General features: G+C 63.3%; 11 protein-coding genes and 1 rRNA gene. 11 read left to right on the top strand and 1 reads right to left on the bottom strand.

The features are described 5' to 3' along the window. Positions 1–15 precede the first annotated feature (15 nt). The 5 genes from argB to OF385_RS05400 all read left to right on the top strand — a co-directional run bounded on the left by argB (position 16) and on the right by OF385_RS05400 (position 5,574). A complete protein-coding gene (gene argB / locus OF385_RS05380) occupies positions 16–954 on the top strand; it encodes an acetylglutamate kinase (protein ID WP_264277333.1) in 939 nt (312 codons plus the stop codon). Continuing rightward, on the top strand, positions 951–2,216 hold the full coding sequence (locus OF385_RS05385; protein WP_413468104.1) for an acetylornithine transaminase: 1,266 nt from the start codon (positions 951–953) through the stop codon (positions 2,214–2,216). Before argB ends, OF385_RS05385 begins: the two co-directional genes overlap by 4 nt. Positions 2,217–2,245: 29 nt before the next feature. Beyond that, positions 2,246–3,205, top strand: a complete 960-nt coding sequence (gene argF, locus OF385_RS05390; protein ID WP_264277334.1) for an ornithine carbamoyltransferase — start codon at positions 2,246–2,248, stop codon at positions 3,203–3,205. 1 nt (position 3,206) lies between these two features. Next, a complete protein-coding gene (locus tag OF385_RS05395) occupies positions 3,207–3,710 on the top strand; it encodes an arginine repressor (protein WP_264277335.1) in 504 nt (167 codons plus the stop codon). Between the two features lie 94 nt (positions 3,711–3,804). After that, positions 3,805–5,574 carry an HNH endonuclease signature motif containing protein gene (locus OF385_RS05400; RefSeq protein ID WP_264277336.1) on the top strand — a complete coding sequence of 590 codons (1,770 nt, stop codon included), beginning with the start codon at positions 3,805–3,807 and terminating at the stop codon, positions 5,572–5,574. 104 nt (positions 5,575–5,678) lie between these two features. Here OF385_RS05400 and OF385_RS05405 read toward each other — a convergent pair whose 3' ends face one another. Further along, positions 5,679–6,230: a macro domain-containing protein gene (locus OF385_RS05405; protein ID WP_264277337.1), complete on the bottom strand. Its 552-nt coding sequence runs from the start codon at positions 6,228–6,230 to the stop codon at positions 5,679–5,681. Positions 6,231–6,457: 227 nt separating this feature from the next. Here OF385_RS05405 and argH point away from each other — a divergent pair, with 227 nt between their 5' ends. The 6 genes from argH to OF385_RS05435 all read left to right on the top strand — a co-directional run bounded on the left by argH (position 6,458) and on the right by OF385_RS05435 (position 15,356). Continuing rightward, positions 6,458–7,873 carry an argininosuccinate lyase gene (argH, locus tag OF385_RS05410; RefSeq protein WP_264277338.1) on the top strand — a complete coding sequence of 472 codons (1,416 nt, stop codon included), beginning with the start codon at positions 6,458–6,460 and terminating at the stop codon, positions 7,871–7,873. Positions 7,874–7,992: 119 nt separating this feature from the next. Then, complete coding sequence (locus OF385_RS05415; RefSeq protein ID WP_264277339.1) at positions 7,993–8,733, top strand: maleylpyruvate isomerase family mycothiol-dependent enzyme; 741 nt, start codon at positions 7,993–7,995, stop codon at positions 8,731–8,733. An 83-nt stretch (positions 8,734–8,816) separates the two neighbouring features. Further along, complete coding sequence (locus OF385_RS05420; RefSeq protein WP_264277340.1) at positions 8,817–9,365, top strand: adenine phosphoribosyltransferase; 549 nt, start codon at positions 8,817–8,819, stop codon at positions 9,363–9,365. A 195-nt stretch (positions 9,366–9,560) separates the two neighbouring features. After that, a complete protein-coding gene (locus OF385_RS05425) occupies positions 9,561–11,813 on the top strand; it encodes a HelD family protein (RefSeq protein WP_264277341.1) in 2,253 nt (750 codons plus the stop codon). Between the two features lie 178 nt (positions 11,814–11,991). After that, positions 11,992–13,311 carry a tyrosine--tRNA ligase gene (gene tyrS, locus OF385_RS05430; protein ID WP_264277866.1) on the top strand — a complete coding sequence of 440 codons (1,320 nt, stop codon included), beginning with the start codon at positions 11,992–11,994 and terminating at the stop codon, positions 13,309–13,311. Between the two features lie 519 nt (positions 13,312–13,830). Further along, positions 13,831–15,356: ribosomal RNA gene (locus OF385_RS05435) — 16S ribosomal RNA — on the top strand. The last annotated feature ends 7 nt before the right edge of the window (positions 15,357–15,363 follow it).

Genomic DNA, 15,363 nt, shown 5'->3' on the forward strand with positions numbered 1-15,363 from the left:
TTGAGGAATCACCCCATGGCCCAAACCATCCGCACCAATCTGGACATCGCCCAAGCCAAGGCCGAAGCGCTGATCGAAGCATTGCCGTGGATCCAGCGCTTCGCCGGAACCACAATGGTCATCAAATACGGCGGCAATGCCATGGTCAACGACGAGCTGCGCCGCGCCTTCGCCGAAGACATCGTGTTCCTGCGCCATGCCGGGGTCAACCCGGTGGTCGTGCATGGCGGCGGACCGCAAATCAACAAGATGCTCGACACCCTGGGGATCAACTCCGAATTCCGCGGCGGGCTGCGCGTGACCACCCCCGAGGCCATGGACGTGGTGCGCATGGTGCTCACTGGCCAGGTGCAGCGCGATCTGGTCGGCCTGATCAACTCGCACGGCCCCTACTCCGTGGGCATGTCAGGAGAAGACGGCGCCACCTTGCAGGCCATCCGCACCGGCACCGTGGTCGACGGGCTGCCGGTGGATCTGGGACTGGTCGGCGAGGTCACCCGGGTGCGCACCGACCAGGTGGACTCGCTGGTGGAGGCCGGCATGATCCCGGTCATCTCCACCGTCGCCCCGGAATTCGACGCACACGGCGATCCCACCGGCGCGGTGCTCAACGTCAACGCGGATACCGCAGCGGCCGCGCTGGCCAGCGCGCTGGGCGCCACCAAGCTGGTGATCCTCACGGATGTGGAGGGCCTGTACGCTGCCTGGCCGGACAAGTCCTCGCTGATCAGCTCGATCACCAACGACGAGCTGCGCGGCATGCTGCCCAGCCTCGAATCGGGCATGATCCCCAAGATGGGGGCCTGCCTCAAAGCCGTGGACGAAGGCGTGGCACAGGCCCACATCGTCGATGGCCGGGCCCCGCACTCGATGCTGCTGGAAATCTTCACCACCGCCGGCGTGGGCACCCAGGTGCTCCCGGCGTCCCACACCGACTCGAAGGACATCAAGTGAGCGAGCAGACCGCGCACACCGCAGAAACCACCGGCGCTTCCGAGCTGGCCACCGACGAGGTGCAAGAGCTCGCGCAGCTCTCCTCCTCGGCGCTGTCCGAGCGCTACCAGCAATCCCTGCTGGGCGTTTTCGGCGCCCCGCAGCGTGTTCTGGTGCGCGGGGCCGGCTGCCACGTCTGGGATGCCGATGGCCACCAGTATCTGGATCTGCTCGGCGGCATCGCGGTGAATACCCTGGGCCACGCCAACCCGCTGCTGACCTCGGTGATCACCAGCCAGCTGGCCACCTTGGGGCACGTGTCGAACTTCTTCACCTCCCCGAGCCAGATCGCCCTGGCCGAAAAGCTGCTGGAAATCTCCGCCGCCCCGGCCGGGTCCAAGGTCTTTTTCGCCAACTCCGGCACCGAAGCCAATGAGGCCGCGCTGAAGCTCACCCGCCGCAACGCCGGCACCGAAGCTGCCCCGCGAACCCGCGTGATCGCACTGGAGCACGCCTTCCACGGCCGCACCCTGGGCGCGCTGTCGCTGACCTACAAGGAAAAGTACCGGACGCCTTTTGCGCCGCTGCCGCAGAATGTCACCTGGATTCCGGCCGGCGATATCGACGCCTTGCGCAACGCGGTGGACGATACCGTCTCGGCCGTATTCATCGAGCCGATCCAGGGCGAAGCCGGGGTGAAGATGCTCTCCGCGCAGTATCTGCAGGCCGCACGCGAGATCACGGCTCAGGCCGGCGCCCTGCTGGTCTTCGACGAGGTGCAGACCGGCATGGGCCGCACCGGCTCCTTCTTCGCCTCCGCACCGGTGATTCCCGATGTGATGACCCTGGCCAAGGGCCTGGGAGGCGGCTTCCCGATCGGCGCGATGATCGTCTTCGGTGAAGCGAACACCGCGTGGCTGACCCCGGGCGATCACGGCACCACCTTCGGCGGCAACCCGGTGGCCTGCGCCGCCGGACTGGCCGTCATCCACACCATCGAATCGCAGAACCTGCTCGACAAGGTCCGGGAGAACGGCATCTGGCTGCGCGAACAGCTCTCCGGCATCGCCGGGGTCAGCCAGGTGCGCGGGGCAGGCATGCTCACCGCCTTCGAACTGGCCGAAGCGAACGCGCCGAAACTGGTGGCCGCCGCCCTGGATGCCGGGTTCATCGTCAACGCCACCGATGAGAAGACCATCCGCCTGGCCCCGCCACTGGTGATCACCCAAGAGCAACTGGGCAGCTTCCTGGCCGCCCTGCCGCAGCTGATCGCCGCCGCCTAGAACTTCGCACAACTCTAAGGAACCAACTGATGAGCGCAACCCGCCACTTCCTGACCGACCTGGATTTCACCCCCGACGAGCAGTCCAAGGTGCTCGATCTGGCCGCCGCCATGAAAGCCGACAAGTTCGGCTACCAGCCCTACGCAGGCCCGCAGACCGTCGCGGTCTTCTTCGACAAGACCAGCACCCGTACCCGCGTTTCCTTCCACGCCGGCATCGCCGAGCTCGGCGGTTCCCCGCTGGTCATCAACTCCGGCGAATCCCAGCTGGGCCACAAGGAATCCATCGCCGACTCCGCCAAGGTGCTCGAACGCATGGTCTCCACCATCGTCTGGCGCACCTATGCACAGTCCGGGCTGGAGGACATGGCCGCGAATTCCTCGGTGCCGGTGATCAACGCATTGAGCGATGACTACCACCCGTGCCAGCTGATCGCCGATCTGCTCACCGTGCGCGAGCACAAGGGAGCCACCCAGGGGCTGACCATGAGCTACCTGGGCGATGCGGCCAACAACATGGCCAACTCCTACCTGCTTGCAGGCGTGACCGCCGGCATGCACGTGCGCATCGCCGGCCCCGAAGGCTACCTGCCGGCCGAATCGATCATTGCCGCAGCGCAAGAGCGGGCGAAGCTCACCGGGGGATCGGTCACCATCACCACCGATGCCGCCGCCGCGTTGAACAACGCCGATGTGGTGGTCACCGACACCTGGGTATCCATGGGCCAGGAAGATGAAAAGGAAGCACGGCTGAAGCTGTTCACCGACTACTCGGTAACTTCCGAGGCGATGAAGCTGGCCAAGGAGGATGCGATCGTGCTGCATTGCCTTCCTGCCTACCGCGGCTACGAAATTTCCGCCGAGGTCATTGATGGTCCGCAGTCGGTAGTCTTCGACGAAGCCGAGAACCGCGTCCACGCCCAGAAGGCCATCATGACCTGGCTCATGGTCGCCTCCGGGCTTGCCGAAGATCCACGAGTGGAGCTCTAGCATGTCCTCGCAGCCAAGCACCAAAACCGCCCGCCAGGCCCGCATCCGCGCATTTTTGGGCAACAACTCGGTCAAATCCCAGGCCGAACTGCTCGGGCTGCTCAAGGATGACGGGCTGGAAGTCACCCAGGCCACGCTCTCGCGCGACCTGGTGGAAATCGGTGCGGTGCGCATCCGCGACCACTCCGGCCAGCTGATCTACGCGGTGCGCCAGGAGGGCGGGGACCGTTCCCCGCAGACCGTCATCACCCAGGAGGTGCTCGACGCGCGCCTGGCGAAGATCTGCGCCGAACAGCTGGTCACCGCCGAAGCCTCCGGGAATATCGTGGTGCTGCGCACCCCGCCGGGTGCAGCGAACCTGCTGGCCCTGGCCATCGACCATTCGCAGATGCCCTCGATCCTGGGCTGCATCGCGGGAGATGACACCATCATGGTCACCACCCGCGAGGTCGACGGCGGCGCGGAAGTCGCCGCCCGCTTCCTGCAGCTGGCCGAGCCGCGCTAACCGCATACCGCCCCTGCCCCGCACCGCCACGCGCTTTTCCACAGAGCGTGGCGGTGCCGTGCCCAAGCCCTTGGCGGCGGCGCATGATCGATCCATGGATCTCCAGCAGCTCGCGCACTCGCTCACCGCGCTGGCCGGCCACATGGCCGATCAGGGCTCCGGTGAGCCTGCCCCCAGCACGCCGCAACTGCTGCAGGCCCAAGCCATCCTCCTGCAACTGATCGGGAATCTGTCCCGGCAGGCCGAACAGCTGACCGACCCGCGGGCCGCCGTGGCCAATGCGCAGTTCGCGGAAGCCCTGGGCCGCCAGGCCACCCGCGGGACCGTCATTGCTGCCAGCCTCGTGGAAACCACCGGCGCCCACGCGCTGCACCTGGATGAACTCGACGATCTGCGCGCGGGCCGCACCGACTTCAGCGCCGAACCGCGCCTCGCCGCCGGCCGCACGGTTTACCCCGACGCCGCCAGCCTCCTGGCCGCGGTACTCGATCTGAACTACTTTGACGCCGCGCGCCGCGTCGAGGATGCGCACCTGGTCCACGCCCGGCGCGATAGCTCCGGCACCGCCTGCGCTCCGCGTTTCACCGCATTGGCCGGGCATTTTGCCGCCGCTGCCGACCCGCTCGACGCTGCCCGTTGCGCGTCCGCGCCCTGGGCTCCACCGGACCTGCATCATGTGCGCGACCCCCGCGAAGTGCTGAAAACCGCCCGGGCATTGAACAAGTTCGAACCGGCAGACACCACCTTCGACGGCATCCCCACCTCGGCGACCGCCACGGCTGCCGATGGCACGCTGCTGGAGGAGCAAGCCGCAGCGCTGCTGGCCGAAACACCGTTGCGAACCCGCCAAAAGCAGCTGAACACGCTGGTCAAGGACTACAAAGAGGCGCATAGCGAAACCCGCACGCCTCCGTTGGGCCTTTTCCGCGGCCGCGTCGTCAATGGCGTCCACGAATTCATTGTCCGTGTGCGTGCCCTGGACGCCGAGCTGTGGAACTCGTTGATCGCCCAGGCTGACAACAAGCGCACCCGGGCTGGCGCAGCCGCCCGCCAAGCCGCCCACAGTGCACCACCTGATGAGCCGGAGCGGTCTGATGACCCGGAGCCTTCCGATGAGCCGGAGCGGACCGGCCGCGAATCGTCCCGCGCCGAAACCTGCACCGATGAGCCGGTACAAGACGATCTTTGGCATAGCGACGAGCCGATTCCTGACTGGGCCCGGGGTCCGCAGCCGGCGGGCGAAGGAACAAGTGCTTCGCCTAGCGCCCCACCGGAAGCTTCGGTGCCCATCGTGCCAACGACATGCACCGTTCCGGAACGAAGGCTCAACGCGCTCAATGCCATCCTGCGAAATATCGATCCGAACAACAGCGCCAAGCGCATTACCCCGGAAATAGTGGTGCATGCCAGCTACCAGGACCTCGCCGACCTCGCTTCGATCAGCGGGATCACCGCACATGGGGTCAAGCTCTCCGCACCTGAACTACGCACGATGCTCTGCGAGGCGAAAGTCCTCAGCCCGATCTACAACGCCGACGGGGTGATCATGGACATCGGCCGGGATGCCAGGTTGTTCCCGCGCTGGATGAAACTCGCCGCGCGCGACCGCGACGGCGGCTGTCTGGTGCCAGGCTGCACCGAGGAACCGGCCCTGCTCGAATACCACCACTTCATGCCGTGGTCCAAAGGCGGGCACACGCGATTGCAGGACTGCTGTCCGCTATGCACCGCACATCATGTCATGGTTCATGCCGGGCATCTGAAAATGGTGAAGATCAGGAAACTGCCGTACGTCATTCTGCCCAAGCACCTGGATCCCGATCAACGGCCACAGCGCAATACCTACTTCGCGCGGTCCGGCTGAGCGCCGACACGATCCGCCGTGCCCAGCTGTCCCCAGCCAGGGCATGAGTCTGCCGCGCCCGTAATTACGGGCGCGGCAGACTCATGCGTTCTGGTCTCGTCTGATTAAGCGGCGATGTCCTGAACAGCGTCGAGGTTGAAGGCCTTTTCAAAGGCAGCCTGGACCTCGTTGGTATGCGCCACCATGACGATCTTGTGAATCGGCGAAATGTGCTTGTTGGTCTCGATCCACCGGTCGATCGCTTCGCGGGCAATATCGGCCACCTGCTGTGGGTCCCAGCCGAAAGCGCCCGCGCCAACGGCGGGGAAGGCGATCGAGTGGGCATCGTGGCGAGCGGCTACGTAGAGCGAATTCACAAAGCAGTCGCTCAAAATTTTTGGGTTTGGCTTGATCAGCGCTAGATTTGGCGCAGCCGTATGGATGACCCACTTTGCGTCGAGCTCGCCGGCTTTCGTTGCTACGGCAATGCCCGATGGGATTCCGTCCGGATAGCGCTGCGCGCGGACTTCCCGGCATGCGGCCAGCAGGCTGGGACCGGCGGCTTCATGAATCGCTCCATCAACACCGCCGCCACCTAAAAGTGAAGGATTGGCAGCGTTCACAATGGCATCTACGTGCAGGGTGGTGATGTCACCACGGTACAACTGGATTTCCATTTCGTACCTCCGAAGATAGTTCCGATTCGGTTATGGCAACACCATACGCCCGGGCGCCGTGGACTGGAAGAGGTTAATCTTCGAGTTTCCCGCGGGTCGCTTGCCCTGGGCTTGTGACGCGGAAATGCATGAATCGACACAACAATGAATATTTATGAGCAACATTGCATAAACCTTTGCTAGAGTAGGGTGCAGTGCAAATTTTCACCGGCAGAAAGGAACAGGCCATGGCCTCGTCAACAAATGAAGGATCGCTCTGGGGCGGTCGCTTCTCCGGCGGCCCCGCGGACGCAATGGCTGCGCTGAGCAAGTCAACCCACTTCGACTGGCGCCTGGCCAGCTACGATATTGCCGGTTCCCGAGCCCACGCCAAGGTCCTGAACCGCGCTGGCCTGCTCACCGACGCCGAACTCACCGACATGATCGCGGCCCTGGACCAGCTGGAAGCCGACGTGAAATCCGAAGCCTATGTCGCAGCGGAAAGCGACGAAGACGTCCATGGCTCGCTCGAACGCGGATTGCTCGAACGCGCTGGCACCCAGCTTGGAGGCAAGCTGCGCGCCGGCCGTTCCCGCAACGACCAGATCGCCACCTTGGGCCGCATGTTCCTGCGAGATCACGCTCGCATCATCGCCCGCGGCGTGATCGACACCCTCGACGCCATGCTCGAACAGGTCAAGGCGCACCCATACGCGCCCATGCCAGGGCGCACCCACCTGCAGCATGCCCAGCCGATCCTGCTCTCGCACCTTCTGCTGGCCTACTCCTGGCCACTGCTGCGCGACGTGCAGCGCCTGATCGACTGGGATAAGCGCGCCGCGATTTCCCCTTATGGCTCCGGCGCCCTGGCCGGCCAGACCTTGGGCCTGGACCCGAACTTCGTCGCCGCTGAGCTGGGCTTCGACTCCGCGGTGCACAACTCGATCGACGGCACCGCCGCCCGCGACGTGTTCGCAGAATTCTCCTGGATCGCCGCGATGATCGGCGTGGACCTCTCGCGCGTCTCGGAGGAAGTGATCCTCTGGGCCACCAAGGAATTCAGCTTCGTGAAGCTGCACGATTCCTTCTCCACCGGTTCCTCGATCATGCCGCAGAAGAAGAATCCGGACATCGCCGAGCTGGCCCGTGGCAAAGCGGGCCGCTTGATCGGCGACCTGACCGGCCTGCTGGCCACACTCAAGGCGCTGCCGTTGGCCTACAACCGCGATCTGCAGGAGGACAAGGAGCCGGTCTTCGACGCCGCTGACACCTTGGAGATCCTGTTGCCGGCGGTTGCCGGCATGATGGGCACGCTGACTTTTAATACCGAGCGCATGGCGCAGCTGGCTCCGCAGGGCTTCGCCTTGGCCACCGACATCGCCGAATGGCTGGTTCGCCAGGGTGTTCCATTCCGCGACGCGCACGAACTATCCGGCGCGGCCGTGCAGCTGGCTGAATCGCGCGGGGTGGAGCTGTGGGATCTGACCGACGAGGAATACGCCGGCATTTCCGAGCACCTGACTCCGCAGGTCCGCGAAGTGCTGTCCACCGAAGGTTCGCTGAATGCGCGCAACGGCCAGGGCGGCACCGCCCCGAGTGCCGTCGCTGCCCAGCTGGTGGAATTCGAACGCCAGCTTGCCGACATCAAGGCGTGGGCGCAGTAGGCTTCTGGGCCAGATAGCCATCTGGCTTCAAATCTGCCTGCCTTAGCGGCCGCCGCGCGGAAGAATCAGCGCGGCGGCCGCTTGCGCGTTAACCGGACATCCGCGCTAAAGTGTGTGCTATGGCACAACTTCTGGCTCCGGCGCAGCTGATCGCGCAAGTCACCACCGCATTGGACGAGCTGTCCGAACAGCTGCGCCGGGTCCCGCTGACCGAATACTCCAAGCCCAGTTCACTGCCGGGGTGGAGCACCGCCCAGCTGATCGCGCATCTGGCATCCCTTGCCAAGGCGGCGGTACGCCAGTTCGAGAACGCAGGCGCTGCTAATCTGCCGCCCATGTACGACGGGGGAGCCGAGGGGCGGATCGAGGCGATCAACATGACCGCATTGATGCGGCCTCAGTCGCTGCAGGCACTTGTCCTCGACGCGCTGGCGAAGCTGCGGGCTTCGCTGCCCGCCGCCGCGGCTAATTGGGAAGCAGCCGTCGGCTACCGCCCCGGCGCGAAGGCCGCCGACATGATGTATGCCACGTGGCGGGAAATGCTGATCCACGCCACGGACCTCGACCAGATGGCGCGTCCGCCAGCTTCCTGGCCGGCCGAATTTTGCGCCCATCTCTTCCGCGCCCTGGAAGCCCGCGTGCCGCGAGGGACCCGGCTGGTTCTGCAACCACATGGAAAAACCCGCACTGTCTTGGGCCAAGGCGAGAAGTCGTGGGTCTTGTCGGGTACGGATTTCGAGTTGGCGGCCTGGCTTGCCGGGCGGGGGATCCCCGGATCGATCCGCGTGACTGCGGCTGCCGATGGGGCCGCCGACCCGCAATTGCTGCCGTGGCCCAGCGACCGATTGATGCCACGTTAACCTCCCGCGTGCATGGCCTGCACCCAAAGTGTGCTCATGATTATGCACGCTGGCGCATCATCAGGCGGTCAAAAGGACTAAAATTGCTAGGCGTGAGTACTTCTGAGAGCATTAGCGACCTGCTGGACCGACTGAGCAAGATCGTCCCCGACTATCCGCAGCCCGGGATCTCCTTCAAGGACCTGACCCCGGTCTTCGCCGATCCGGTGGGCCTGCGCCGCATGGTTGACGAATTGATCGCCCCCTTTGAAGGGCAATTCGACATTGTCGCCGGCCTGGAAGCCCGCGGCTTCGTGCTGGCCGCGGCCGCGGCCTACGCTTCGGGCAAGGGCATGCTCACCATCCGCAAGGCCGGCAAGCTGCCGCGCGAGGTGTACCGGGATGAGTACACCCTGGAGTACGGGACCAGCTGCCTGGAAGTGCACAAGAACGAGATCGCCCCGGACACGCGAGTGCTGATCCTCGACGACGTGCTTGCCACCGGCGGCACGGTCGGCTCCTCGGTGCGCTTGATCGAGAAAACCGGCGCCGTGGTGGCCGGGGTCGGCGTGGTTCTGGAGCTTGACGGGCTTGATGGCCGCGGAAAGCTCGAAGGGCATCGCGTGCACTGCCTGCAGGTCGTCCACTCCTGAAATTTGCCGCGGATCGCGTTGCCCGCGCGGTAATAGTGCGCAGTGTTTCACGCCGCTGGCGAACAACGGGCACGGCCAGCCCCGGGACGCGGGGTCCGGCAACCGGAGGATTACCTCGGCACGGTCAAAGGCGCGTATCATTGTCTGTCCTGTGATTTTGCGCAGGAGCAGATTGTGAGCGCGAGGGGGACCAGGGTGACCGAGACGATCGAACGCGACTTGTTGGCTGAATCCGAGTATGTCGGGCGCTTGTACCAGCGGCTCGATGAGCTGCGCGCAGAAAAGGTCGAGCAGCTGGAGCGCACCCGGGCCCAAGGCGCCGTGGGAACCTTCCAGAACATGTCCGAGCGCGATTCCTTCGCCACCTTGTATGAGGACCGGATTGCCCAATTGGATGCGGTCCAGGACCGGCTGGTGTTCGGCCGTCTCGACATGGCCGGCAAGGACCAGGAGCAGGGACCACGCTACATCGGGCGCATCGGCTTGTCCGACGAGGACCTGAACCGGCTGATGATCGACTGGCGGGCCACCGAGGCCGCCCCGTTCTACCAGGCCACCGCGCTGAATCCGCGCGGGGTGCGCCGTCGCCGCCACTTGATGCTCAAGGGCCGTTCGGTTGCCGGCATCGAAGACGACGTGCTCGATGAGACTTGGCTCGACGAGGGCCACACCCATCATGGCGAGGGCGCCCTGATGGCTGCCCTGCGGGAAAAGCGCACGGGCCGCATGGGCGATATCGTCGGCACCATCCAAGCCGAGCAGGATGCGATCATCCGTGCCGAACTTCCAGGTGCGGTGGTGGTCCAGGGCGGTCCGGGCACCGGCAAGACCGCGGTCGCCCTGCACCGCGCCGCCTTCCTGCTCTACGAGTACCGCGAACGGCTGAAGAACGCCGGCGTGCTGATCGTCGGCCCTTCCAACTCCTTCATGCGCTACATCGAGCGCGTGCTCCCGTCGCTGGGCGAAACCGGCGTGGTGATGTCCTCGGTGGGCGATCTCTACCACGGGGTGCATGCCGTGCCGGAATCCAATCGCACTGTGGCCCGGCTCAAGGGCCAGCTGTCCATGGCCAAGGTCATCGCCAACGCAGTGCGCAACCGCCAGCGTTTGATCCCGGATGATCGCACCGTGGTGGTTGAGGGCACGCGCCTGACGCTCACCCCCAAGATGGTCAAGAACGCCCGGGAGCGCGCCCGCCATGCGCACAAGCCCTACAACGAGGCCCGCGAAACCTTCGTGAAGGTCCTCGTCGGAGACCTGGCGGAGCAGCTGCGCCGCAAGCTGGAGGAATCCGCAGGCCAGTCTTCGACCACCGATCGTTCCTACCTGCCGCAGGAAGTCCGCGAATCCCAGGATGTGCGCGTGCTGCTGAACCTGTGCTGGATGCCCATGAGCCCGCAGCAGCTGGTCGCCGAGCTTTTCGCCAAGCCGCACCTGCTGGCAGCCGCCGCGCCGCATTTGAAGGAAGCCGAGCGCGACGCGCTCTACCGCCGGGCCGGCGCACCGTTCACCGAGGCCGATGTGCCGCTGCTCGATGAGGCAGCCCAGCTGCTGGGCGAGTTCGCCGACCCGAATGCCGCAGCCCATACCGCCCAATACGAAGCGGATGTCGAAAATGCCAAGGCGGCATTGCGCAATATGCACACCATGCTGGAGAACGCCGGCATCGATGGGGTGATCACCGCCGAGCAGGTGGCCGGGGTGAACCAGGAAACCGCTGCGAAGCTCACCGCCGCAGAACGGGCGGTCGCCGATCGCACCTGGGCCTATGGCCACATCGTTGTTGACGAGGCCCAGGAGCTATCACCGATGCAGTGGCGCCTGCTGGTGCGTCGCTGCCCGATGAAGTCCTTCACCATTGTCGGTGATATCGCGCAGACTTCGGCCGCATCGGGCGCCAGCAGCTGGTCGCAGGCCCTGGAACCATTCTTCGGGGAGCGTTTTGAGCTTGAAGAGCTGACGGTGAACTACCGCACCCCGGCCCAGATCGCCGATGCCGCGGCGCGGGTCGCCCAGGCTGCGGGGCTGCGCATCACCACCCCTCGGGCGGTACGCGAGGGCGATTGGCCGCCGGTGATGACCAGCGCCGCACAGGAGAATATCGATGCGGCCCTGCTGTCAGCGCTCGATCAGGAACTGGAGCATTCGGCTGGTGGCTTGCAAGCGGTGATCGTCCCGCAGCAGGATCTTCCGCGGGTCCGCTCGGCGGTGGCAGAGGTCTATGGCGATCGCGTGGGGTCCGGATCGGGCGGCTTGAGCCAGGACATCGTGGTGATTTCCGCCCGGGAGTCCAAGGGCCTGGAATTCGACGGCGTGCTGATTCTCGAACCGGCGCAGCTGGTGGCGGAGGTCGATGGCGGCGTGGGCGATTTGTATGTGGCCATGACCCGTACGACCCAGCGCTTGCATGTGGTCCACAGCCAGCCGCTGCCGCAGGGCCTGGGCTAAGCCTGGCCGGATGTGACCAAGGGCGAAGAGGCCCAACTGGCACTTGTCCATGGCCAAGCGATAATCTGGAACCTGCGCGCCGGGAAGGCAACCCCGACTCACGGCGCCAAAGCATCAGCGCGTGAATTTATTGCGCGCGCCAGGGGCAGAACGAAGACAGAAAATGGTCACAGTGAGCATGTCTGATACCAAGCAGAATCCCGTCATTGCGGGACAGAGCAACGACGCATCTTTCGAGAACGTCTGGCAGGAACTGAAGTGGCGCGGCCTGGTGCACGTTTCCACCGACGAAACCGAGCTGGAGCGAGCCCTGTCTGAAGAGACTGTGACCTACTATTGCGGGTTCGACCCCACCGCACCTTCCCTGCACCTGGGCAACCTGGTGCAGCTGCTGAATATGCGCCGACTCCAGTTGGCCGGCCACAAGCCCCTGGCCCTGGTCGGCGGTTCCACCGGCTTGATCGGCGATCCGCGCCAGACCGCCGAGCGCACCTTGAACACCAAGGAGACCGTCAACGAATGGGTCTCCAAGCTGCAGGCCCAGGTTTCGCGTTTCCTTTCGGCTGAGGGGCAGAACGCGGTGCGCCTGGTCAACAACCTGGATTGGACCCAGCAATTGTCCGCGCTGGACTTCCTTCGCGATGTGGGCAAGTACTTCCGCGTGGGCACCATGGTCAAGAAGGAGATTGTCGCCGCGCGCCTGAACTCGGACGAAGGCATCAGCTACACGGAGTTCTCCTACCAGGTGCTGCAGGGCTACGACTTCCTGGAGCTGAACCGCCAGTACGGCTGCACCCTGCAAACCGGCGGTTCGGACCAGTGGGGCAACCTGACCAGCGGCGCCGACCTGATCCGCAAGGTCCAGGGCAATTCGGTGCACGCCTACGGCACCCCGCTGATCACCAATTCGGATGGCACCAAGTTCGGCAAGTCCGAAGGAAATGCCATCTGGCTGGATGCCGACATGTGCAGCCCGTACACCTTCTACCAGTTCTGGCTGAACACTGCCGACGCCGACGTGATCGACCGCTTGAAGGTGTTCACCTTCTTGACCCGCGAACAGATCGCGCAGCTGGAGATCGAGGTAGCCGAGAGCCCATTCAAGCGTGTCGCCCAGCGCACCTTGGCTTGGGAAGTCACCGCGCTGGTTCACGGTGAGCAGGCAACCGAGCAGGTTATCGCCGCTTCGGCTGCGGTATTCGGCAATGGCGATCTGAGCGCGATCGACCTTTCTACGTTGGAATCGGTGATTGCTGAACTGCCAACCGCCAAGGTGTCTGCAGAAGATCTAGGAATCCTGAACGTTTTGCAGGCTTCCGGACTGAGCAAGTCGCAGTCCGAGGCCCGGCGCACGGTAAACGAGGGCGGCGCCTACGTCAATAACGAAAAGGTCGAGGGTATCGACACTTTACTCAGCGAGTCTGATTTCCTGCATGGCCGATACGCCATCGTGCGTCGCGGTAAGAAGAATATGGCAGTGATCGAACTGGCCCAGTAGGCCTGAAAACCGACGCACTACACGAAACCACCAAAAAATGTTGTGAAGCAGCACACTTTTTTGGTGGTTTTGTTGTACTCGCCGAAGGAAACCCCAAGTCAAGCAGCAAATGCGCGCACGCATGCGACTTGTTTGCCGATTTTGCGTCTGGTGGGAACCCGTGTAAAGTTTTATCTCGCGCCGCTGATCCGGACGGGCCGAAAGAGCCCGGAAGAAGCAGCGGGGTGAACAAGCGGAAAACATCGAGTTGACTTTGGTTGACTTGGTGGTAAGCTTGAAAAGTTGCTCCGGAGCGAAGCAGTCACCGTGTTGTGGTGGTTGTGGTGTCGAGAGTGTTTGTTGTTTGAGAACTCAATAGTGTGCCAAGTTTGTTGATACCGAATTATTTTATTTGGTGAATACATAACATTTGCTTGAGGCATTGCACCCCCGTGCAGTGTTCTTGAGTGTTTTTTATTCGCCAGGATTTTTTCATTGATTCTCCCTTATTTTCCGAGGGGTTTCGGTGGCTTTTTGTTTTTTATGGAGAGTTTGATCCTGGCTCAGGATGAACGCTGGCGGCGTGCTTAACACATGCAAGTCGAACGATGAAGCCCTGCTTGCAGGGTGGATTAGTGGCGAACGGGTGAGTAACACGTGAGTAACCTGCCCCCGACTCTGGGATAAGCCCGGGAAACTGGGTCTAATACCGGATATGACTTCCTACTGCATGGTGGGTTGTTGAAAGATTTATCGGTGGGGGATGGACTCGCGGCCTATCAGCTTGTTGGTGAGGTAATGGCTCACCAAGGCGACGACGGGTAGCCGGCCTGAGAGGGTGACCGGCCACACTGGGACTGAGACACGGCCCAGACTCCTACGGGAGGCAGCAGTGGGGAATATTGCACAATGGGCGGAAGCCTGATGCAGCGACGCCGCGTGAGGGATGACGGCCTTCGGGTTGTAAACCTCTTTCAGTAGGGAAGAAGCGAAAGTGACGGTACCTGCAGAAGAAGCGCCGGCTAACTACGTGCCAGCAGCCGCGGTAATACGTAGGGCGCAAGCGTTATCCGGATTTATTGGGCGTAAAGAGCTCGTAGGCGGTTTGTCGCGTCTGCCGTGAAAGTCCGAGGCTCAACCTCGGATCTGCGGTGGGTACGGGCAGACTAGAGTGATGTAGGGGAGACTGGAATTCCTGGTGTAGCGGTGAAATGCGCAGATATCAGGAGGAACACCGATGGCGAAGGCAGGTCTCTGGGCATTTACTGACGCTGAGGAGCGAAAGCATGGGGAGCGAACAGGATTAGATACCCTGGTAGTCCATGCCGTAAACGTTGGGCACTAGGTGTGGGGGACATTCCACGTTTTCCGCGCCGTAGCTAACGCATTAAGTGCCCCGCCTGGGGAGTACGGCCGCAAGGCTAAAACTCAAAGGAATTGACGGGGGCCCGCACAAGCGGCGGAGCATGCGGATTAATTCGATGCAACGCGAAGAACCTTACCAAGGCTTGACATGTGCCAGACCGCTCCAGAGATGGGGTTTCCCTTCGGGGCTGGTTCACAGGTGGTGCATGGTTGTCGTCAGCTCGTGTCGTGAGATGTTGGGTTAAGTCCCGCAACGAGCGCAACCCTCGTTCCATGTTGCCAGCACGTAGTGGTGGGGACTCATGGGAGACTGCCGGGGTCAACTCGGAGGAAGGTGGGGATGACGTCAAATCATCATGCCCCTTATGTCTTGGGCTTCACGCATGCTACAATGGCCGGTACAATGGGTTGCGATACTGTGAGGTGGAGCTAATCCCTAAAAGCCGGTCTCAGTTCGGATTGGGGTCTGCAACTCGACCCCATGAAGTCGGAGTCGCTAGTAATCGCAGATCAGCAACGCTGCGGTGAATACGTTCCCGGGCCTTGTACACACCGCCCGTCAAGTCACGAAAGTTGGTAACACCCGAAGCCGATGGCCTAACCACCTTGTGTGGGGGGAGTCGTCGAAGGTGGGACTGGCGATTGGGACTAAGTCGTAACAAGGTAGCCGTACCGGAAGGTGCGGCTGGATCACCTCCTTTCTAAGGA

The organism is Glutamicibacter sp. JL.03c (assembly GCF_025854375.1).
Classification (GTDB): Bacteria; Actinomycetota; Actinomycetes; order Actinomycetales; family Micrococcaceae; genus Glutamicibacter.

Bases quoted from the DNA above. Each gene is read 5' to 3' on its own strand.
- argB (WP_264277333.1), top strand. From the start codon at position 16: ATGGCCCAAACCATCCGCACCAATCTGGACATCGCCCAAGCCAAGGCC.
- argF (WP_264277334.1), top strand. From the start codon at position 2,246: ATGAGCGCAACCCGCCACTTCCTGACCGACCTGGATTTCACCCCCGAC.
- OF385_RS05395 (WP_264277335.1), top strand. From the start codon at position 3,207: ATGTCCTCGCAGCCAAGCACCAAAACCGCCCGCCAGGCCCGCATCCGC.
- OF385_RS05400 (WP_264277336.1), top strand. From the start codon at position 3,805: ATGGATCTCCAGCAGCTCGCGCACTCGCTCACCGCGCTGGCCGGCCAC.
- OF385_RS05405 (WP_264277337.1), bottom strand. From the start codon at position 6,230: ATGGAAATCCAGTTGTACCGTGGTGACATCACCACCCTGCACGTAGAT.
- argH (WP_264277338.1), top strand. From the start codon at position 6,458: ATGGCCTCGTCAACAAATGAAGGATCGCTCTGGGGCGGTCGCTTCTCC.
- OF385_RS05415 (WP_264277339.1), top strand. From the start codon at position 7,993: ATGGCACAACTTCTGGCTCCGGCGCAGCTGATCGCGCAAGTCACCACC.
- tyrS (WP_264277866.1), top strand. From the start codon at position 11,992: ATGTCTGATACCAAGCAGAATCCCGTCATTGCGGGACAGAGCAACGAC.